Source organism: Streptomyces sp. NPDC093510, from assembly GCF_040683555.1.
GTDB lineage: Bacteria > Actinomycetota > Actinomycetes > Streptomycetales > Streptomycetaceae > Streptomyces.
In genome coordinates, this window is record NZ_JBFBEE010000021.1 from 102,249 (window position 1) to 123,112 (window position 20,864).

The 20,864-nt window shown below is 71.2% G+C and carries 16 protein-coding genes and 1 pseudogene; 8 read left to right on the plus strand and 9 right to left on the minus strand.

Annotation, left to right across the window (positions count from 1 at the left end; genetic code table 11):
• Positions 1-6: 6 nt before the first annotated feature.
• The 8 genes from AB0N81_RS30265 to AB0N81_RS30300 are packed head-to-tail and all read right to left on the minus strand — an operon-like array spanning position 7 to position 9,681.
• The gene (locus AB0N81_RS30265) at positions 7-933 is read right to left on the minus strand and encodes a PfkB family carbohydrate kinase (RefSeq protein ID WP_365363852.1); all 927 of its coding nucleotides are present in this window, start codon (positions 931-933) and stop codon (positions 7-9) included.
• A complete protein-coding gene (locus tag AB0N81_RS30270; protein WP_365363854.1) occupies positions 930-2,087 on the minus strand; it encodes a sugar phosphate nucleotidyltransferase in 1,158 nt (385 codons plus the stop codon). Before AB0N81_RS30270 ends, AB0N81_RS30265 begins: the two co-directional genes overlap by 4 nt.
• Positions 2,080-4,230, minus strand: coding sequence for a glycosyltransferase (locus AB0N81_RS30275; RefSeq protein ID WP_365363856.1), 2,151 nt, complete (start codon positions 4,228-4,230; stop codon positions 2,080-2,082). The genes AB0N81_RS30270 and AB0N81_RS30275 overlap by 8 nt, the downstream gene beginning before the upstream one ends.
• Entirely contained in the window at positions 4,227-5,705 is a 1,479-nt protein-coding gene (locus AB0N81_RS30280; protein WP_365363858.1) for a phosphotransferase, read from the minus strand. Before AB0N81_RS30280 ends, AB0N81_RS30275 begins: the two co-directional genes overlap by 4 nt.
• Before the next feature lies 1 nt (position 5,706).
• A complete protein-coding gene (locus AB0N81_RS30285; protein WP_365363860.1) occupies positions 5,707-6,519 on the minus strand; it encodes an ABC-2 family transporter protein in 813 nt (270 codons plus the stop codon).
• On the minus strand, positions 6,516-7,352 hold the full coding sequence (locus AB0N81_RS30290) for an ABC-2 family transporter protein (RefSeq protein WP_365363861.1): 837 nt from the start codon (positions 7,350-7,352) through the stop codon (positions 6,516-6,518). Before AB0N81_RS30290 ends, AB0N81_RS30285 begins: the two co-directional genes overlap by 4 nt.
• On the minus strand, positions 7,349-8,380 hold the full coding sequence (locus tag AB0N81_RS30295; RefSeq protein WP_365363862.1) for an ATP-binding cassette domain-containing protein: 1,032 nt from the start codon (positions 8,378-8,380) through the stop codon (positions 7,349-7,351). Before AB0N81_RS30295 ends, AB0N81_RS30290 begins: the two co-directional genes overlap by 4 nt.
• Entirely contained in the window at positions 8,377-9,681 is a 1,305-nt protein-coding gene (locus AB0N81_RS30300; protein WP_365363864.1) for an aminotransferase class III-fold pyridoxal phosphate-dependent enzyme, read from the minus strand. The genes AB0N81_RS30295 and AB0N81_RS30300 overlap by 4 nt, the downstream gene beginning before the upstream one ends.
• A gap of 321 nt (positions 9,682-10,002) precedes the next feature.
• On the opposite strand from AB0N81_RS30300, the gene AB0N81_RS30305 reads away from it, so the two are divergent.
• Both AB0N81_RS30305 and rfbB read left to right on the plus strand, forming a co-directional pair.
• Positions 10,003-11,070: a glucose-1-phosphate thymidylyltransferase gene (locus tag AB0N81_RS30305; RefSeq protein WP_365363866.1), complete on the plus strand. Its 1,068-nt coding sequence runs from the start codon at positions 10,003-10,005 to the stop codon at positions 11,068-11,070.
• A complete protein-coding gene (rfbB, locus tag AB0N81_RS30310) occupies positions 11,067-12,068 on the plus strand; it encodes a dTDP-glucose 4,6-dehydratase (protein WP_365363868.1) in 1,002 nt (333 codons plus the stop codon). The genes AB0N81_RS30305 and rfbB overlap by 4 nt, the downstream gene beginning before the upstream one ends.
• 12 nt (positions 12,069-12,080) lie before the next feature.
• On the opposite strand, the gene AB0N81_RS30315 is transcribed toward rfbB, so the two are convergent.
• Positions 12,081-13,106, minus strand: a complete 1,026-nt coding sequence (locus AB0N81_RS30315) for a LacI family DNA-binding transcriptional regulator (RefSeq protein WP_365363870.1) — start codon at positions 13,104-13,106, stop codon at positions 12,081-12,083.
• A 305-nt stretch (positions 13,107-13,411) separates the two neighbouring features.
• On the opposite strand from AB0N81_RS30315, the gene AB0N81_RS30320 reads away from it, so the two are divergent.
• The 6 genes and pseudogenes from AB0N81_RS30320 to AB0N81_RS30345 form a co-directional block, all read left to right on the plus strand.
• Positions 13,412-14,686, plus strand: coding sequence for an extracellular solute-binding protein (locus AB0N81_RS30320; RefSeq protein ID WP_365363872.1), 1,275 nt, complete (start codon positions 13,412-13,414; stop codon positions 14,684-14,686).
• Positions 14,687-14,706: 20 nt separating this feature from the next.
• Positions 14,707-15,717: a sugar ABC transporter permease gene (locus tag AB0N81_RS30325; RefSeq protein ID WP_365363874.1), complete on the plus strand. Its 1,011-nt coding sequence runs from the start codon at positions 14,707-14,709 to the stop codon at positions 15,715-15,717.
• Positions 15,714-16,589 (plus strand): carbohydrate ABC transporter permease, encoded by an 876-nt coding sequence (locus tag AB0N81_RS30330; RefSeq protein ID WP_365363876.1) that lies wholly within the window; start codon positions 15,714-15,716, stop codon positions 16,587-16,589. The genes AB0N81_RS30325 and AB0N81_RS30330 overlap by 4 nt, the downstream gene beginning before the upstream one ends.
• Positions 16,590-16,644: 55 nt before the next feature.
• The gene (locus tag AB0N81_RS30335; RefSeq protein ID WP_365363878.1) at positions 16,645-18,294 is read left to right on the plus strand and encodes a glycoside hydrolase family 13 protein; all 1,650 of its coding nucleotides are present in this window, start codon (positions 16,645-16,647) and stop codon (positions 18,292-18,294) included.
• A complete protein-coding gene (locus tag AB0N81_RS30340) occupies positions 18,282-19,346 on the plus strand; it encodes a LacI family DNA-binding transcriptional regulator (RefSeq protein ID WP_365363880.1) in 1,065 nt (354 codons plus the stop codon). Before AB0N81_RS30335 ends, AB0N81_RS30340 begins: the two co-directional genes overlap by 13 nt.
• 99 nt (positions 19,347-19,445) lie before the next feature.
• Positions 19,446-20,843, plus strand: a pseudogene (locus AB0N81_RS30345) (alpha-amylase family protein); the annotation flags it as partial.
• Positions 20,844-20,864 lie beyond the last annotated feature (21 nt).

Here is a 20,864-nt window from a genome sequence, read left to right on the forward strand (position 1 = left end):
CGCCCCTCAGCCGGCTGCCGCGGCGCTCGCGCGCGCACACGCGCCGCGCAGCCCCGGCAGGTCGATGAACTCGGTGTGGGTGCCGGCGCTGCCGCAGGCGAACGCCCCCGAAACGGACCCGGCGAGCACGCACTCCTCCACCGGGCGCCCTTCGAAGTGGGCGTACAGGAACGCGGTGACGAAGGCGTCTCCCGCGCCGTTGCTGTCGACCACGGGCCGCTCCGGGCGCACCGCGGGAAAGTGCCGCACCTCCGTGTCGCCGCGCACCAGGACGTGGCAGCCTTCCGCGCCGTCCGTGGCGACGACGAGGCGCGCCCTGCCCTCGTCGACGATCGAGTGCAGTACCTCGTCGACGCGGCCGTGGATGGCGGCCGCGCTGAGGAAGACCTGGTCGGAGGCGAGCGCGTACAGCCGGTGGTGCGGGTTGTGGCCGTCCCAGTCGTGCAGATCCGTCGAACAGGGCACGCCGAGCCGCCGGATGTCGTCGTACATGTCCCGGTTGGTGCCGGTGATGGAGAGGTGGACGTGCCGGGCGGCTTCCAGGTGGGGCAGGTAGAAGTCGCGGGGGAGTCGCAGGTCGGCGGGGTGGCGGCCGTCGTAGAAGGAGAACCGGCGGCCCTCGGGGTCGACCAGGTTGACGCCGCGCGGGGTGCCGTGCGGCGAGACCACATGGCTGAAGTCCAGGCCGCGGGTGGCGTACGCGTCGAGGACGGAGCGGCCCTGCGCGTCGTCCCCGAGGAAGTCGATGAACTTGGTGGCCAGGCCGAGCGCGTGCCAGCCGAGCGCGACGCCGTTGCCGGTGTGCGCCACGTAGTCGTACACGGGAGGCACGAAGACGGAGTCCCCCGGCGGCAGCCGGAGTTCCTCCACGCGCACGATGGTGTCCACGCCGGCGCCGCCGACCACCAGGACGTCGTACCGCGGCCCGCTCATACGCTCACTCCTTCTGTCAGAGCCCGTGCCGGCGTCACCTGCTGGATCCGCCCGTCCTCGAGGACCACCGCCCCGTCGACGTCGGCGCCCGCGGGAACCCGGGCGCCAGGCAGCACCACACTGCGCCGCACCCTGGCGCCCGCCCCGATTCGCACGCCGGGAAAGAGCACGCTGTCCTCCACCCGGCCGTCGTTGACCAGGTCCGACGCGACGACCGACGAGCGCACCCCGAAGTCTTCCGCCACCCAGCCGCGCCGCACGTCGGGGGCGAGGGTCCACGGCATCCGGCCGACGGGCAGCCCGGCCGCGGGAGAGGCGGCGAGGGCGAGATGCGCGCGGTGGTAGCGCTCGACGGTGCCGATGTCCTCCCAGTGCCCCGCCACCTCGTGACCGCGGATGTGCTCCCCGGCCGCGAGCATCGCCGGAATCACGTCACGGCTGATGTCGTGCTGCCAGTCGGTGCCGTCCAGCAGCTCCAGATACCGGCGCAGAATCTTCGCGTCGAAGACGCAGAAGGCCGCGAACACCAGGTCACTGGTGGGTACTTCGGGCTTCTCGACGAACGCGGTCAGCCTGCCCCGCGGATCGAACTCGACCATCCCGAAGAGGTGCACCCAGCGCGGGTCGATGCGCTGGTACGCGACGGTCAGCGCCGCCCCCGACGCCCGGTGGGCACCGATGAGCGGCCGGTGGTCGAAGCGGTAGACGTGGTCGGCGTGCAGGACGAGCACATGCTCGGCGTCACGCCGGCCGCCGCCGCCCTCGAAGATGTAGCCGCTCTTGCGGATCAGCGCGTCCGCCGTGCCGCGCTCCAACGGCCATGTACGCGCGGGCAGTTCGGCCGGCAACCGGGTGGTGCCTGCCGATGCGTACGCGCTGTCGTACGGGCCGAAGTGCACCCGGAAGTCCGGCCCCTGGTTCCACACCCGGTGCAGGTCGTCCATGAGCTGCCGCTCCTCGTACTGCGAGAGCAGCAGCACCTCCCCGAGACCCGAGGCCCGGGCGTTGGCCAGGCTGAAGTCGATGAGGCGGCAGGCCCCGCCGTACGGCACCAGGGGCTTGAGCCGCCCCGTCCCGAGCGGGCCCATGCGTCTGCCTTCGCCGCCCGCGAGCAGCACGGTGCGGACCCCGTCCGTCAGGCTCCGGTCAGTCATCGCGCACCTCGTCCCAGGTGACGCACCCGGAGGAGAGGGTCAGGAGCAGCCGCGCGCCGGGCCGGCCGGGTGCCGGGCCGGTGAACTCGCCGGGCGCGGTGCGCTCCAGGAGCTGTACGCGGGGGAGGGCGCGGCCCTGCCCGTCGGGGTCGGACGGGATGACCAGCTCGACGCGCTCGGCGTGCGGGAGCCGGTAGCCGACCCGGCCGTCGGCGGTGACGGTGCGGCGGCCGCGCAGCCGGTCCACGTCCACCCGGTCCACCGCACCGCTCGGCGCCCGCCCCAGAACCCGCTCGCAGGCGGCGAAGTCGGCGCGCCGCCAGGCGGCGTCGAAGAGGCGGCGCGCGGCGTCGGCGTCCACGGGGGCATGGCGCTCGTAGACGTCCACGGCGCCATGCGCGACGGCGGCGTCCTTCACCTCAGCGGCCCGTGCCTCTCTCGTCCTGTCGAACCAGCCGTGGCGCAGGGCCAGTTGAGTCGGCGGGTCGTCGGGTTCGCCCCGCCACAGACGGCCGAACGCTGCCAGGTGCAGGTCGGCGCAGTGCTCCCAGGTGAATCCGCGTGCGACGGCGGACGCCCGCGCCGACAGTTCCCGGTAGCGGTCGGGGTCGTCGGACCAGAGCGCCGCGGCCTCCCGGATGCGGTCGGCGAGCGCCTGCGTGAGCAGCTCGTCGTCCTCGGCGAACGACCGGTTCACGGCGAAACCGGTGCCCGTCGCGGGCCCCTCGGCGTGCCGGAAGTGCGCCATGCCCTCCTGGGCCGTGGCGATGGGCACGGCGCCGCACGCCATCGCCTCGCCCTGGGCGATCAAAAAGGTGTCCATTTCGAACTTGGAGGGGAAGAGGCAGAAGTCCGAGCTCGCCGCGTACGCGAACACCCGCCGCTCGTCGACCCGCTCCCACTCCAGGTGCAGCCGGCCCGCGTGCCGCCGCGCCACTTCGTGGAAGTACGGGTCGTCGATGCCCTCACCGGCGATGCAGCGCACCACGAAGTTGGCGTCGAGCCCTTCGCCCAGCACCCGGTCCACCGCCCGCACCAGCTCCACCTGGCCCTTGTGGTGGACCGCGTAGCGGGCGTTGTGGAAGAAGGTGGGCAGGGCCGGATCGAGGCCGAGGCCGCCGAGCACGTCCGCCCGGTCGACGTCGGCGGGGTCCATGGCGAGCCACTCGTCGGAGATCGCGCAGCCGCCCACGAACATCTTGTGCGCGTTGCGCCGCACGACCTCCGCCATCGGAAGCCGCTCGAAGAGCTCCGCGAACGGGGTGTCGCGGAACGACGCGTAGAAGTCCAGCTGCCCGGGGGAGAGGAAGTCGATCAGGTCGGCGTGTTCGGCGGTGAGTTCGTAGAGCGCGACGTGGCCGGGCGGATAGGTGTAGTGGAGGTGGGTCAGCTGCTGGTACTGCACGACCGCCTCCGCCGGCCCCGGGCCCGACTGCCGCGCCTCCGTATCCGGCAACTCGACCTTCGCGTCGAGGAGTTCGAGCAGTCGCCGCACCTTGGGCCCGTACACCTTCTTCGCGATGGGCATGTTGCTCTGCACGGTGCTGACGACCATCTTCGTCGGGTCGTCGCGCAGCGCGGCGGGCAGCAGGTAGTGGTAGTACGGCTCGTGCGCGTGCACCACGGCACGCTCCTCGCCGAACCAGCCGCGCAGGAACCGCACACTGTCGACCTGGAAGACGAGCGGCTTGAAGAAGACCAGGTCGCGGCCCTTGGCGGAGTACGGCGGGTAGAACGTGACGGGGAGCCGGTCGAGGTAGTCGTTGGAGAGGAAGTACAAGTCGACGCCGTCGAGACGGATGCGGTGCGCGGTGGTGCGCAGCTCGATCGCGGTCTCGGCGGGGAAGCCCCGCCACACCTGCGGGTCAAGCACGAGGGGCAGGGTGTACGTGTCCTCGTACGGCAGGTCCTCCACGTCGTAGCGCGAGCGCAGGTCGTCGAGCCTGCCGTGCGCGGGCGTCACGATGGAGACCCGGTGCCCGCGCGCGGCGAAGGCCCGGGAGAGGTTCCACAGGTACACCGAGGTGCCGCCCTGCAAGAAGGTGTGGTCGAAGCCGCAGCACTCGAAGTAGGTCTCGATGATGTGCATGCGCGGGTTGTGCGTGTCGGGCTCGACCGGTTCGCCGGTCCGGTGGGTGGTCACGGCCTCACGTCCTCGGAGTAGGGGCTGGCCAGGCGCAGGGCGTGGCGCAGGTCGATCGCGGCGTGGTAGGGGCGCGCATGGGCGTGGTTGTAGGCGAGTTCGTGGAGCAGCCTGCGCAGGTAGAGGAGCCGCCGCAGCGGGCTGGAGCTGTCGGTGGCGGGGCCGAGGAGCAGGTCCCGCACGCGCTCCCGCCAGCTGTCGGCCACCGCGAACACCCGCAGCAGCTCGGCCCGCCCGGTGCCGGTGAAGCCCGCCGCGCCGTCCAGCGAACCGAGCATGGTCTCCAGCGAGTCGGCGCCGAGGCGCCCGGCGGCCTCGAACGCGGCCTCGTCCGCCGCGAAGTACTCCAGCCCCCGCTGCAGGGCCACGACGTCCTCCAGCGGGGACTGCGCGGCCCAGCCCGGCGCGGTGGGAGCCACGCTCGGGGTGGAGAGGTCGATCAGCGCGAGGGGCCGCCACAGCAGGTGGGACAGGTGCAGGTCGCCGTGGCAGGGCCCGCCCTTCCAGGACACGCCCGGACGCGTCAGCACGGCGCGCAGCGCGGCCACTTCACCGTCCATGGCGTGGAACGCGTCCCGGACGGACCGGGCGGGCAGTACCGGATCGGCGGTGGTGCGGCCGTACAGCTCGGCGAGCCGCTCCTCGGCCTGCGCGAGCCGCTCGCCGGCCGGGTAGTCGGGCTGCGGCGAGCCGTCGCCGAGCCGGTCGGCCAGATCCTCGTGGAAACCGCGCAGGAACCGCCCCGCCTCCCGCAACCTCCCCTCCAGCGGCCGCAGATGGGACCGGGCCACCTCCCGCGGCGACCCCTTCTCCAGGAGCCGGGTCAGCGCGGGCCACAGGGAGCGGAGGTTCTGCCGCAGCGGTACGTCGATGCCCTCGCCCGGCGCGTACCGGTAGACGACCCCCAGCGGATGGCGGGTCCCGGACGCGGGGTCGGTGTACGTGTAGTCGCCCGCCCACTCGGGTGTGCGCCCGGTGCCGTTCATCAGCCGCAACAGGTCGGGCTCCCGCACGCCCTCGTCGAGACAGCGGTACGTCTTGTGGATGTGCTCGACGCCCCCGATCTCCATCAGCGAAAGGGCGTTGGACGACCAGCCCTGGTCGAAGGAGAGACGACGCACCTGGTGCGCGCCCCCGGGCCCGCCGACCGCGCCGCGGAACTCCACCGTGCCGCCGCGCGCCGTGTGCAGCCGGCCACCCGTCAGCGTCCTGAGCACCGCCGCCCTGTTGAACTCCTCGGTGGCGTGGGCCTCCTGGAGCTCGCCGCGCCCGCCCCGCACGTCCACCGGCACGAAGAACCGGCGGCCCGACGCGGGCCCGCCGACCGCCGCCACGACGAGCAGCAGCGCGGCGGAGCCGAGCACGGCGTGGTCGACGCGCGCGTACCGGTCGGCCTTCCGTCCGTCCTCGGGCATCCAGGGCGCCGCCCGCAGCAGCGCGTCGAGCTCCTCGTCGCGGATCACGATGTCCGTCACCTCAACTCCCGGTCATCTCGTACGTGTTGATGCCGCGCCGCCACACGGCGAGGGCGAGCAGCAGCGACAGGGCCGTCACCACGGGCAGCCACCCGAGCAGTCCCGTCCCGCCGGAGAGCAGATAGACGCACGGGACGTACGAGGTGAAGGCGAACGGCAGGACCCACGTCAGCAGCGCGCGCAGCGACGCGTGGTAGATGTCGAGGGGGTACGCGGCGAACTCGGACACCTGGCTCGCCGCGTACATAGCGGGCAGGCTCGTCACCGTCCAGAACGACAGGGACGCGAAGAACAGCTTGACGGCCGTGTGGATCAGCGCCCCGCAGAGCACGAGCAGCGGGGCGAGCGCCCACTGCGTGGCCGTCAGGTCCAGATCGAGCGAGGCGCCCGCGTACGTCACCAGAAACGCGCCCACCACCAGTTCGCCGAGCGCGTCCGGGTGGAAGAAGCGCTCGGAGAGCAGCGAGAACAGCGGGTTCACCGGGCGGATCAGATAGCGGTAGAACTCGCCGCGCTGCACCAGTTTGCGGCCGAGCTCCCACAGCTGGTCGGTGAAGAGGTGGTCGAGGCCGCGCGGCAGCAGCGAGAAGCCGAGCAGGAACAGCACCTCGTGGTACGACCAGCCGCCCACCGCGGGCACCTGCCGGAAGACCAGGCCCACCACCGCCGTCTGGATGCCGACCCGCACCAGGAACGCCCCGGCGCCGAGCGCGAAGTCGAGGCGGTAGGCGGCGAGCCGGTGCAGGCCGACGCCGCCGAGGAACCAGGAGAGCCGGACGTACCACAGGGCCGTGCCGAGGCGTGTGCGCGTCATCCGCCGAGCACCTCCAGACGGCCCAGCGCCGCCCGCCACAGCACGGCGCACAGGACGGTGAGGCCGATGACCCAGCCCACCTGCTGGGCGAGCACGGAGACGGCGCCGCCGACCCCCTCGTACCGGCCGAGGAGCAGCGTCAGCGGCCCGTCGACCATGCCCCTGAAGGGCAGCGCGTGCGCGACGGCCGCCAGCGGTCCTGGCATCAGCGCGATCGGCACCAGCTGCCCGGCGAAGAAGGCCACGACACTCTGCTTCACCATCCGCACACCCCACGTGTTCGTGGTGATGAAGCCGGTCATGCCGGTCAGCAGGTTCACGCAGAATGCGATGAGCACCGACAGGGCGGTCGACACGGCGAACAGCAGGGCGTCACCGGGGCGGGGCGCGGTCAACGGCACCAGGAACGAGAAGAACAGCAGCACCGGCACCCCGACCAGGACGGCGTTGGCCGCGACCACCGGCAGGCACGCGAAGAGCCGCACCAGCGGATAGCTGACCGGGCGCACCAGCATCACGGCGACGTCCCCGCGGTACACCTCCGCGGCCACCTCGTCGTCGACCCGGTTGGCGTGCAGGACCTGTAGCACCTGGGCGACCAGCAGATACGTGGTGATGCTCGCCGGGGTGAAGCCGCCGGGGCCCGTGCCGCCCGGGGAGTCCGCGTACACCGCCCGCCACAGGAAGACGGTCACCGCGGCGCCCGCGGCGGCGGTGACACCTGTGATGAGGAACATCGAGCGGTACTGGAGCAGCGACTGGAGGCCGCCGGTAGCGAAGGGGACGTACCGCCGCACGCGTGTGTTCATGAGGGGCCGCACGCGTGTGTTCATGAGGGGCCGCCGTCGACGCCGACGGGCGAGGGCGCGGGTGTCCGGCCGTAGATCTGCCGCAGCACCTCTTCCAGGTCCGGCTCGGGGGCGTAGCAGTCGGTGAGGTCGAAGTGCTCCAGGAGGAAGGCGAGCACCCGGCGCGAGGTGAAGAGGCCCGCCGGATAGTCGACCCGGATGCGGCCGCCGTCCCCGACGGACGAGCGCACCCCGGGCAGGCCCCGCTCGATCCGGTCGACGGCGTCGCGCGGCGGGACGCCGTCCCGGTGGTCGAAGGTGACCGACCGCCGGTCGGCCGTGCGCAGCAGCTCCTGGATGGTGCCCTGGTGGACGACCCGGCCGTGGTCGACGACCAGCGCGCTGTCGCAGATCGCGGCGATGTCGGCGATGTCGTGGCTGGTGAGCACCACGGTGGTGCCGAGCTCCCGGTGGGCGCGGTTGACCAGCTCCCGCACGGCCTCCTTGAGGACCATGTCGAGGCCGATGGTCGGCTCGTCCCAGAACACCACCGCCGGGTCGTGCAGCAGGCTCGCCGCGATCTCCGCGCGCATCCGCTGGCCGAGACTCAGCTGCCGTACGGGCGTGGTGCCGAGGGCGTCGATGTCGAGCAGCTCGCGGTAGAGCGCGAGATTGCGGCGGTAGACCGGCTCGGGGATGTCGTAGACGCGGCGCAGGATGCGGAACGAGTCCGGCACCGACAGGTCCCACCACAGCTGGCTGCGCTGGCCGAAGACGACGCCGATGGAGCGGGCGTTGCGCCGCCGCTCGCGGTACGGCTCGATGCCGGCGACCAGGCAGCGCCCGGCCGTCGGCGTCATGATGCCGGTGAGCATCTTGATCGTGGTGGACTTCCCGGCTCCGTTGGCACCGATGTACGCGGTCTTCGTCCCGGCGGGGATCTCGAAGGAGACGCCGTCCACGGCGCGCACGGTGCGGTACTCGCGGGTCAGGAGCGTGGCGAGGCTGCCGAGCAGGCCGGGCCCGCGCTCGGCGATGCGGAACTCCTTGGTGAGGTTTTCCGCGACGATCACGCCATCACCTGCTCGACCGCCCGCTCGACGGCCAGCTCCAACAAAGCCATGCCCTCGTCGAGTTGTGCCTCGTCGAGCGTGAACGGCGGTGCGAGCCGGATGATGTGGCCGCCGAGGGCCGTGCGAAGACCCAGGTCGAGCGCGGCCGAGTGGACCGCGCGGGCCAGCTCGGGGGCGGGCGTACGGCTCTCCCGGTCCGTGACGAACTCCAGGCCGTACAGCAGCCCGAGTCCGCGTACGTCACCGAGCCGGTCGAACCGCGCGTGCAGCGCCGCGAGCCGTTCGCCGAGCAACTCGCCCAGCCTGGCGGCCCGTTCGGTCAGGCCGTCCCGGTCGATGACGCGGAGCGTGGCGTGCGCCGCGGCGATGCCGAGGGGGTTGCTCGCGTACGTCGACGCGTACGAACCGGCCGTGGCGGCCTCCGGGGAGCGCAGCAGCTCCGCGCGCCCGGCGAGGACGGCGAACGGAAAGCCGTTCGCCATGCCTTTGGAGAGCAGCACCAGGTCCGGTTCGATGCCGAGGAGTTCGCAGGCGAGGAACGCGCCGGTGCGGCCGCCCCCGGTCAGCACCTCGTCCGCCACGAGCAGCACGCCGTTCGCGCGGCAGGCCTCGGCGATCCGCTCCCAGTACCCGGGCGGCGGGACCACGACGCCCGCCGCGCCCTGCACCGGTTCGAAGACCAGCGCGGCGACGTTCGGCTTCTCGGCGATGTGCTTGCGCACCAGCGAGGCGCACCGCAGCTCGCAGCTCGGGTAGGTCAACTCCAGGGGGCAGCGGTAGCAGTTGGGGGCGTAGCCGAGGACGCTGTTCCCGGCGAAGGCCTGGTGGCCGATGTCCCAGTGGACCAGCATCCGGGCGCCCATCGTCTTGCCGTGGAACCCGTGGCGCAGCGCCCCGACCCGGTTGCGCCCGGCGGGGGCGGTCGCCTGCACCACGCGCAGGGCCGCCTCGACGGCCTCGGCGCCGGTGGAGAAGAACGCGAACGTATCGAGATGGCCGGGCAGGAGGCGCGCGAGCAGGTCGAGGAGGTCGGCCCGGCCGGGTGTCGCGGCGTCGTGCACGTTCCACAGCCGCCCCGCCTGCTCGGTGAGCGCCTCGACGACCTCCGGGTGGCAGTGGCCGAGCGACTGCGTGAGGGTGCCGGCCGCGAAGTCCAGGTACTGCGCGCCGTCGAGGTCGGTGAGGAGCGCGCCCCGGCCCTCGGCGAACACGCGCTGCCCGGCGGTGGTCTCCTCCGACGCGCCGGGCGCGAGGTGCCGGGCCTCCCGGTCGAGCCGGGCGCGTTGCCGGTGACCTGTCACTGCTGCCCCCAGTCGAAGTGCGTGTGATGCGTGGCGCTGGCGAACTGCGCGGTCCGGCACCGAAGTTGAGCGGCGGGCCGGTGATGCGCACCGAGTCAAACAAAGCCGCCCCAAGATTGGCAAGAGATTGCTGAAACTTTCAGGCGGCTCTTGCGGCGGTGTGCCGGGCTCTGCTTGAGTCGAGGCGCCACGCTCGGAGGACCGCCGTCGAGACACTGCCGCCGAGGCGCCGCTTCAAGTCCGGGGCCCACGAGGCTCCGCAAGCGAGGAGGGACCGTTGAGAACGCATCCCCAGGCCGCCCCACCCCGCGGGCGGCTTCCTTGAAGGCCCTGATCCTGGCCGGCGGAACGGGCAGCAGGCTGCGCCCCTTCACCGACACCGGCGCCAAGCAGCTGCTGCCCATCGCCAACAAACCGGTGCTCTTCTACGGCCTGGAGGCCATCGCCGCGGCGGGCATCCGGGAGGCCGGGATCGTCGTCGGCCGGCGCGGCGGCGAGGTCCGCGACGCCGTCGGCGACGGCAGCGCCTTCGGCCTGCGCGTCAGCTACCTCCACCAGGAGCGGCCGCTCGGCCTCGCCCACGCGGTGCTGATCGCACGGGAGTTCCTCGGCGACGACGACTTCCTGCTCTACCTCGGCGACAACTACCTCCAGGACGGCCTCACCGGCTTCACCGAACGCGCGGCCGCCCAGCCCGGCGCCGCCCGCCTCCTCCTCACCCCGGTCGCCGACCCGACGGCCTTCGGCGTCGCCGAGCTCGACGCGCACGGCGACGTGGTGAGCCTGGAGGAGAAACCCGACAGGCCCCGCAGCGACCTCGCGCTCATCGGCGTGTACGCCTTCGGCACGGACATCCACGAAGCGGTCCGGGCGATAAGTCCCTCCATGCGCGGCGAACTGGAGATCACCGACGCCGTGCAGTGGATGCTCGACCGGGGCCTGCGGGTGCGGGCCGAGACCACCACCCGCCCCTGGCGTGACACCGGCAGCGTCGACGACCTCCTGGAGGTCAACCGGCAGGTCCTCGACGGCATCGAGGGCCGCGTCGACGGCAAGGTCGACCCGGACAGCACCGTCCTTGGCCGGGTCAGCCTCGCAGAGGGCGCCGTCGTGCGCGGCTCACGCATCGTCGGACCCGCGGTGATCGGCGCGGGCACCGTCATCAGCAACTCCAGCATCGGCCCGTACACCGCCATCGGCGAGGACTGCCGCGTCGAGGACAGCGCCATCGCCCACTCCGTCCTGCTGCGCGGCGCCGATGTGGAGGGCGCGTCCCGCATCGAAGCCTCGCTCATCGGCCGCGGCGCCGTCGTGGCACCGGCCCCGCGGCTGCCCCAGGCCCACCGACTCGTCATCGGCGACCACAGCAAGGTGCAATTGACCTCATGAACCACTTCGACCGCACGGGCCGCCGCGACCGTCGCATACTCGTCACCGGCGGCGCCGGTTTCATCGGCTCCGCGTACGTCCGCGCACTCCTCGGCCCCGGCGGACCGCCCGGCGTCGAGGTGACCGTCCTGGACAGCCTCACCTACGCGGGCGACCTCCGCCGCCTCGACGAGGTGCGCGCCCACCCGGGCCTCACCTTCGTGCGCGGCGACGTCTGCGACGCCCGCCTGGCCGGCGAGCTGGCCGCCGACCACGGACAGGTGGTGCACTTCGCGGCGGAGTCACACGTGGACCGCTCGATCGTGGACGGCTCGGCCTTCACCCGCACCAACGTGCTCGGCACCCAGACACTGCTCGACGCCGCGCTCCGCCACGGCGTCACCACCTTCATCCACGTCTCCACCGACGAGGTGTACGGATCGATCCCGCGGGGCGCGGCCACCGAGGAGGACCCACTGCGGCCCAACTCCCCCTACGCGGCGTCGAAGGCGGCCGCCGACCTGATCGCCCTCGCCCACCACCGCACCCACGGCCTGGACGTCCGCGTCACCCGCTGCTCCAACAACTTCGGCCCGCACCAGCACCCGGAGAAGCTCATCCCGCGCTTTCTGACGTCCTTGCTGGACGGGGGCAGCGTCCCGGTGTACGGCGACGGGCTGCAGGTGCGGGACTGGCTGCACCTGGACGACCACGTCCGCGGCCTCGAACTGGTCCGCACCGGGGGCCGGGCGGGGGAGATCTACAACATCGGCGGCGGCACCTCGCTCACCAACCTGGCACTGACCGAACGGCTGCTCGCGCTGTGCGGCGCCGACGCCACGCGCATCACCCACGTCGCCGACCGCAAGGGCCACGACCGCCGGTACGCCGTCGACCACACGAAGATCAGCACCGAGCTGGGCTACCGGCCCGCCACCGACTTCGACGCGGCGCTCGCCGAGACGGCCCGCTGGTACCACCGCCACCGCTCGTGGTGGCAGCCGCTCATCGCGGCGTGAGCCGGCCCGGCCTCACCGCGGCCCCCGCCGCCCCGACCCCGTGGAGCCCCGCACCACCAGTTCCGGCATGAAGACGAACTCCCCGTGCGGCGCGGGTGTGCCGCCGATCTCCTCCAGCAGCGCGCGGACCGCCGCCTGGCCCATGGCCTGCACGGGCTGGCGGATCGTGGTGAGGGGCGGGTCGGTGAACGCTATGAGCGGGGAGTCGTCGAAGCCGACCACCGAGATGTCCCGGGGCACGCTCAGGCCCAGGTCGCGGGCGGCCCGGATGGCGCCGAGCGCCATCATGTCGCTGGCGCACACGACGGCCGTGCAACCGTGGTTGATGAGGGTGGTGGCCGCGGCCTGCCCGCCCTCCAAGGTGTAGAGGGAGTGCTGGACCAGCTCGGCCGACTCCTCGGGGTCGAGGCCGAGGCGTTCGAGCAGGCCCAGCTGGAACCCCTCGATCTTGCGCACCACGGGGACGAACCGCTTGGGGCCGACGGCGAGCCCGATGCGCGTGTGGCCGAGCGACGTCAGATGCGTGACGGCGAGGCGCACGGCGGCGCGGTCGTCCGTGGAGACGAAAGGGGCCTTCACGTCCGGCGAGAAGCCGTTGACGAGCACATAGGGGACGTCCTGGGCGCGCAACGTGTCGTAGCGCCCCATGTCGGCGGTGGTGTCGGCGTGCAGTCCCGAGACGAAGATGATGCCGCTGACCCCGCGGTCCACCAGCATCTCGGTGAGCTCGTCCTCGGTGGAGCCGCCCGGCGTCTGCGTCGCGAGGACCGGCGTATAGCCCTGGCGGGTCAGGGCCTGCGCGATGACCTGGGCGAACGCGGGGAAGATGGGGTTGTCCAGCTCGGGCGTGATGAGGCCGATGAGCCCCGCGCTGCGCCGGCGAAGCCGCACCGGGCGCTCGTACCCGAGCACGTCGAGGGCGGCGAGCACCGCCTCACGAGTGCCGACGGCCACTCCGGGCTTGCCGTTGAGGACACGGCTCACGGTGGCTTCGCTGACCCCCGCGTGGGCTGCGATGTCGACAAGCCGTGCGGTCATGGCACTGGACTGTACCTGTCGTCGACGGGATTGCACACCGCCTGTAAAGGCTTGCGGAAAGAGCCTTCCTGCAAGAACCTTGCAGGCGTATTCAACGCCCCGGCCGCACTGTCAAGCGCGGTGCCGGCAACGGTAAGGACACACAGAAGTAACGATCACCGGTGCTTGCAGAAATTTACCGCAAGGTCTTTCGGTGGCATTCCAACGCTGTTACGTTCCTGGCAACCCGGCGCCGCGTCGAGAGCGGCCAGCAGGAGGCACCTCTTCGTCTCCCCGTGATTCCGGGATCAGTTGAAGGAGTTCACATGCGGCGTGGCATAGCGGCCACCGGGCTGATTGCTGCCCTGGCCATGACAGCGGCAGCCTGCGGGGGCGACGACGAGGGCAGCGGCGGCAAGAAGGGCTCGGGCGAGCTCTCCGGGACCGTCACCTTCTGGGACACCTCGAACGACGCCGAGAAGGGCGCGTACGAGAAGATCGCCAAGGGCTTCGAGAAGCTGCACCCCGACGTCGAGGTCGACTATGTGAACGTGCCGTTCGGCGAGGCCAACGCCAAGTTCAAGAACGCCGCCGGCGGCAACTCCGGCGCCCCGGACGTCATGCGCACCGAGGTCGCCTGGACCCAGGACTTCGCCTCGCTCGGCTACCTCGCCCCGCTCGACGACACGGTCGCGCTCGACAAGGCCGACGACTACCTCCCGCAGGCCGCCGCGAGCACGAAGTTCAAGGGCAAGACCTACGCCGCGCCGCAGACCATCGACACCCTGGCGCTCTTCTACAACAAGAAGATGCTCAAGGCCGCCGGCGTCGACGTGCCCACGTCCTTCGACGAGGTCAAGAGCGCCGCGAAGAAGATCAACTCCAAGTCCGGCAAGACCGGCCTCTACCTCCGCGGCGACGACCCGTACTACTACCTCCCGTACCTCTACGGAGAGGGCGGCGACCTCCTGGACACCAAGAACAAGAAGGTCACCGTCGACGACCCCGAGGGCGCCAAGGCCTTCTCGGTGATGAAGGACCTCGTCGACTCCAAGGCGGCGGTAACCGACGCGAGCGACGGTTACAACAACCAGCTGAACGCCTTCAAGGACGGCGACGTCGCGATGGCGCTCGACGGCCCCTGGTCCATCGAAGGAGCCCTGAAGGGCAAGGAGTTCAAGGCCGACAAGGGCAACCTCGGTGTCGCCCCGGCCCCGGCCGGCAGCGCGCGCCAGGGCGCCCCGCAGGGCGGCTGGAACCTCGCCGCGTACGCCGGCTCCGAGAACCTCGACGCGTCCTACGAGTTCATCAAGTACATGAGCTCCGCCAAGGTGCAGCAGCAGACCACCGAGCAGCTCAGCCTGCTGCCGACCCGCACCTCCGTCTACGACGTGAAGTCCGTCAAGGACAACCAGATGGTGCAGTTCTTCAAGCCCGCAGTGGAGAAGTCCGTGCAGCGGCCGTGGATCCCGGAGGCCAATGCGCTCTTCGAGCCGATCCGGCTGCAGCTGGAGAAGGTCCTCAGCGGCAAGTCCTCGCCCGAGAAGGGCGCCCAGGGCATCGGTGACGCCTACCGCAAGCTCCTCAAGGACTACAAGTAACAGGGAGGGCTGACCGACCCATGGCTGTCGAGACCGGCCGGTCGGTGGTGCCGGCCGCGGATGTGAAGAGCATCCGCGGCCGCGGCCACCGGCCAGGCAAGAACCCAGGACGGCTGCGTCGGGCCATCGCCACCTACTGGTACGCGTGGGCCATGGTCGCCCCCGTGGTGATCGTGATCGGCGTGATCGTCGGCTACCCGCTGGTGCGCGGCCTGTACCTGTCGACGACCAACGCCAACGAGGCGAACGTCGAGCGGCACATCGGTGTCAACGACATCCCCGCCACGTACGAGTCCGTCGGCCTCGACAACTACCAGTCGATCCTGTCCGACGGCGTCTTCTGGGACCGGCTCACCTGGACCGTCGTGTGGACCGTGTCCTGCGTCGCGCTGTCCTTCGTGCTCGGTCTCGCGCTCGCCACGATGCTCAACCGCAAGCTGGCGGGACGCTCCTTCTACCGGATGGCGCTCATCCTGCCCTGGGCGGTGCCTGCCTTCGTCTCCGTCTTCACCTGGCGGCTCCTCTTCAACGAGAAGAAGGGCCTCCTCAACAAGATCCTCGAAGGCGGCGGCATCGACGCGGTCCCGTGGCTCAACGACCCGATGTGGGCGAAGCTCTCGGTGATCACGGTCAACGTCTGGCTCGGCGTGCCGTTCATGCTGGTCGCCATGCTCGGCGGCCTGCAGTCCATACCGGTCGAGCTGTACGAGGCGGCCGAGATGGACGGCGCGGGCGCCTGGCAGCGCTTCCGCCACATCACCCTGCCGGGGCTGCGCTCCGTCGCCAGCACGGTGATCCTCATCAGCGGCATCTGGACCTTCAACATGTTCCCGGTGATCTTCCTGCTGACCAGAGGCGGCCCGGGAGACGCCACCGAGATCCTGGTGACGTACGCCTATCGGCTCTCGTTCGTCGTCAGCCCCCGCGACTTCGCGGGCTCCGCGGCCTGGGGTGTGCTCATCCTGGCCCTCCTGTCGATCATCGCGGTCGCCTACCGCCGCGCGCTCCGCAAGCAGGGAGAGGTGTGGTGACCACCGTGCCGACCGAACCGAAGGTGAAGCAGCGCAAGCCCAGGGGGCGCGACGAACGCGGGCCGCTGGCCTCCGTCGCCCTGCACGCGACCCTGCTGCTCGCCGCCGCCATCGCGGTCATGCCGCCGCTGTGGCTCCTGGTCACCTCGTTCAAGCCGGAGAGCGAGGCCTTCTCCACCGACCTGGTCAAGGACTTCACCCTCGGCAACTACGACCACGTCCTGAACGACACCGAGTTCCCGAACTGGCTCCTCAACTCCCTCATCGTGGTGGGCCTGACCACGGTGATCGGCGTCTTCATCTCGGCGACGACCGGGTACGCGGTGAGCCGCTTCAGGTTCCCCGGCATGCGGCCGCTGATGTGGCTGCTCCTGATCACCCAGATGTTCCCGGTCGCGGTGCTCATCGTGCCGCTGTACAACCTCCTGGCCACCCTCGGCCTGCTCAACCAGCCGGTCGGACTCGTCGTCACGTATCTGACGATCGCCGTGCCGTTCTGCGCCTGGATGATGAAGGGCTACTTCGACACCATCCCGGTCGAGATCGACGAGGCCGGGCGGGTGGACGGGCTCAACCCGTTCGGCACCTTCTGGCGGCTCATCGTGCCGCTCGCCAAGCCGGGCCTGGCCGTCACCGGGTTCTACAGCTTCATCACCGGCTGGGCCGAAGTCGCCTACGCCTCGGCCTTCATGACCGGCGAGGAGAACCTCACGCTCGCCGGCGGTCTCCAGACCTTCGTCAACCAGTACACCAGCGACTGGGGGTCGCTCACGGCGTCCGCCGTGATCGTCGCGGTGCCCGCCGCGATCATCTTCGGCTTCGCCCAGCGCCACCTGGTCTCCGGCCTGACGGCGGGCGCGACGAAGTCCTGATGTCCCGTTCCGGGACATCCCGCCGCCCCCACCACACTCGATCCCCAGGGAAGACATGACCCAGCATCTCGCTGCCCCTGCCGCCCCCACCACCGAGACGCACCCGGACTGGTGGCGCGGCGCGGTGATCTACCAGGTGTATCCGCGCAGCTTCGCCGACGGCAACGGTGACGGCATGGGCGACCTGGAGGGCATCCGCAGCCGGCTGCCGTACCTCAGGGACCTCGGCGTCGACGCCGTCTGGCTCAGCCCCTTCTACGCCTCGCCGCAGGCCGACGCCGGTTACGACGTCGCCGACTACCGCGCCATCGACCCCATGTTCGGCAGCCTCCTGGACGCCGACGCGCTCATCCGCGACGCCCACGAGCTCGGCCTGCGCGTCATCGTGGACCTGGTGCCGAACCATTCGTCCGACCGGCACGACTGGTTCCGTCGCGCGCTGAGCGAGGGGCCCGGCTCCCCGCTCAGGGAGCGCTACCACTTCCGCCCCGGCAAGGGCGTGGACGGCGAACTCCCGCCCAACGACTGGGAGTCCATCTTCGGCGGGCCCGCCTGGACCCGGGTGCCCGACGGCGAGTGGTATCTGCACCTCTTCGCCCCCGAGCAGCCCGACTTCAACTGGGAACACCCCGCGGTCCAGGACGAGTTCCGCTCGATCCTGCGCTTCTGGCTCGACATGGGCGTCGACGGCTTCCGCGTCGACGTCGCCCACGGCCTGGTCAAGGAGGCCGGACTGCCCGACATCGGCAGCCACGACCAGCTCAAGCTGCTCGGCAACGACGTCATGCCGTTCTTCGACCAGGACGGCGTGCACGAGATCTACCGCAGCTGGCGGCAGGTCCTGGAGGAGTACGAGGGGGCCCGCATCCTCGTCGCCGAGGCGTGGACCCCCACCGTCGAGCGCTCCGCCCAGTACGTGCGACCCGACGAGATGCACCAGGCCTTCAACTTCCAGTACCTGGGCACCTCCTGGAACGCCGCCGAGCTGCGCGACGTCATCGACGTGTCGCTCGACGCGATGCGTCCCGTGGGCGCGCCCGCCACCTGGGTGCTGTCGAACCACGACGTGACCCGGCACGCCACGCGCCTCGCGAACCCGCCGGGGATGGGCACGCAGCTGCGCACCGCGGGCGACCGCGAGCTCGGCCTGCGCCGCGCCCGCGCCGCGACCCTGCTGATGCTGGCGCTGCCCGGCTCCGCCTACCTCTACCAGGGCGAGGAGCTCGGCCTGCCCGACGTCACCGATCTGCCCGACGAGGTGCGCCAGGACCCGTCGTTCATCAGGGCCGACGGACAGGACGGCTTCCGGGACGGCTGCCGGGTGCCCATCCCGTGGACCACCGAAGGCACGTCGTACGGCTTCGGGACGGGCGGCAGCTGGCTCCCGCAGCCCGCGAACTGGGGCGAGCTGAGCGTGCAGGCACAGAGCGGCGACCCCGGCTCGACCCTGGAGCTCTACCGCAGCGCGCTCGCCGTGCGCCGCGCGGAGCCGGGGCTCGGCGCGGGCGGCGCGATCCAGTGGCTGGACGCCCCCGAAGGCGTGCTCGCCTTCGCCCGTGAGGGCTTCGTGTGCACCGTGAACACCACCGCCGAGACGGTGCGCGTCCCGGCCCCGGGCCGGGTCCTGCTCGCCAGCGAGGAGGCGGAGGTCGAGGACGGAGCCGTGCACCTGCCCGCCGACACCACCGTCTGGTGGGCGGTGTGACGCTGCCCTCCGCACCGCGGGACGCCCATCGGGGCGCCCCGCGGCTCCTGGACATCGCGGCCCAGGCCGGCGTCAGCGAGGCCACCGCCAGCCGGGTCCTCAACGGCAAGGCGGGGGTGGCGACCGGCACCAGGCGCCGGGTCCTCGCCGCCCTCGACGTCCTCGGCTACGAACGGCCCACGCGGCTGAAGCGGCGCAGCGCCGGCCTGGTCGGCCTGGTCATCCCCGAGCTGACCAACCCGATCTTCCCCGCCTTCGCGCAGGTCATCGAGCAGGTGCTCGCCGGGCACGGCTACACCCCGATGCTCTGTACGCAGATGCCGGGCGGCGCCACCGAGGACGAGCTGGTCGAGCAGCTGGAGGACCGCGGGGTCAGCGGCATCATCTTCCTGTCGGGCCTGCACGCCGACATGACGGCCGACACCGCGCGCTACCGCGAACTGGCCCACCGCAAAGTGCCGTTCGTGCTCGTCAACGGCTACAACGAGGACATCCCGGTCTCCTTCGTCTCGCCGGACGACCGCTCGGCGGTGCGCATGGCCGTACGCCACCTCGTCGACCTCGGTCACGAACGGATCGGCCTGGCCATCGGCCCGACGCGGTACGTCCCCTCACGCCGCAAGGCGGAGGGGTTCACGGCGGCGCTGCACGACATGCTCGGCCTGGCACAGGGGGAGGCCGAACGCCTCGTACAGCGCACCCTGTTCACCGTCGAGGGCGGCCAGGCGGCGGCCGGCGCCCTCCTCGACCTGGGCTGCACGGCGATGGTCTGCGGCAGTGACCTGATGGCGCTCGGCGCGGTCAGAACCGTGCGCGAGCGCGGCCTGACCGTGCCCGGCGACGTCTCCGTGGTCGGCTTCGACGACTCCCAGCTCATCGCCTTCACGGACCCGCCGCTGACCACGGTGCGCCAGCCGGTGCAGGCGATGGCGAGCGCCGCGGTGGGCGCCCTCCTGGAGGAGATCGACGGAAACCCCGTGCAGCGCACGGAGTTCGTGTTCCAGCCCGAGCTGGTGGTACGGGGATCAACCGGAGTGTGTCCAGAGGGTTGACCAAGTGGTGGGGGCGCCATACGTTCCAACCCGCAACAAGTTGTGACGACTTGCTGCAAACACTTGCTGACGGTTCCCCCAACGCGCAGGAGGTTCCCCATGTCCGGCCGCACTCTGAAGAGCCGCAGACCCGTCGCGACCGCGTTCGCCCTGGCGGCGGGCCTCGCGGGCAGCGTCGTCGCCGGAGCTCCCTCGGCCCAGGCCGCCCCGCCCGGCGGCAAGGACGTCACCGCCGTCCTCTTCGAGTGGAACTTCAAGTCGGTCGCCAAGGCGTGTACGGACCGCCTCGGGCCGGACGGCTACGGCTACGTGCAGGTGTCGCCGCCGCAGGAGCGTCTCCAGGGCGAGGCGTGGTGGGCCGCGTACCAGCCGGTCAGCTACAAGATCGGCACTCGCCTCGGCGACCGCGCCGACTTCAAGAACATGGTCGACACCTGCCACTCCGCCGGGGTCAAGGTCGTCGCCGACGCGGTGATCAACCACATGACCAACGCCTCCGGCACCGGCTCGGCGGGATCGCGCTTCACCAAGTACGACTACCCCGGCACGTACTCGGCCTACGACCTGGACGACTGCAAGGCCGACATCAGCAACTACCAGGACCGCTGGAACGTCCAGCACTGCGAACTGGGCGGCCTGGCCGACCTGGACACGGGCGAGGAGTACGTGCGCGGCCGCATCGCCGCCTACCTGAACGACCTCCTCTCGCTCGGCGTCGACGGCTTCCGCATCGACGCGGCCAAGCACATCCCCGTCGGCGACCTGAAGAACATCAAGTCGCGGCTGAGCAACCCGGGTGTCTACTGGAAGCAGGAGACGCTGCACGGCGCGGGCGAGGCGGTCGACCCCGGCGAGTACGCCGCCACCGGCGACGCCCAGGAGTTCCGCTACGCCAAGGACCTGAAGCGGGTCTTCAACGACGAGAAGCTCGCCTACCTCAAGAACTACGGCGAGGGCTGGGGCTACATGCCGAGCGGCTCCTCCGCGGTCTTCGTCGCCAACCACGACACCGAGCGCCACGGCCAGACCCTCAACTACAAGGACGGCGCCAACTACACCCTCGCGCACGCCTTCATGCTGGCCTGGCCCTACGGCTCGCCCGACGTCCACTCCGGCTACGAGTTCAGCAACAACGACGCCGGATCGCCCAACGGCGGACAGGTGAAGGCCTGTTACAGCGACGGCTGGAAGTGCCAGCACGCCTGGCCGGAGATCCGCGGCATGGTCACGTTCCGCAACACCGCCCGCGGCACGTCCGTCACCAACTGGTGGGACAACGGCAACGACGCCATCGCCTTCGGCCGCGGCGACAAGGCGTACGTGGTCATCAACCACGAGGGCACGACCGTCAACCGCACCTTCCAGACCTCCCTGGCGGCCGGCACGTACTGCGACGTGCAGAGCGGCAGGAAGGTCGGCGTGAACAGCTCGGGCCGGTTCACCGCGTCCGTGGCGCCGAACACCGCGCTCGCGCTGCACACCGGGTCCAAGAGCTGCTGAGCAGCCCCTCAGACCGGC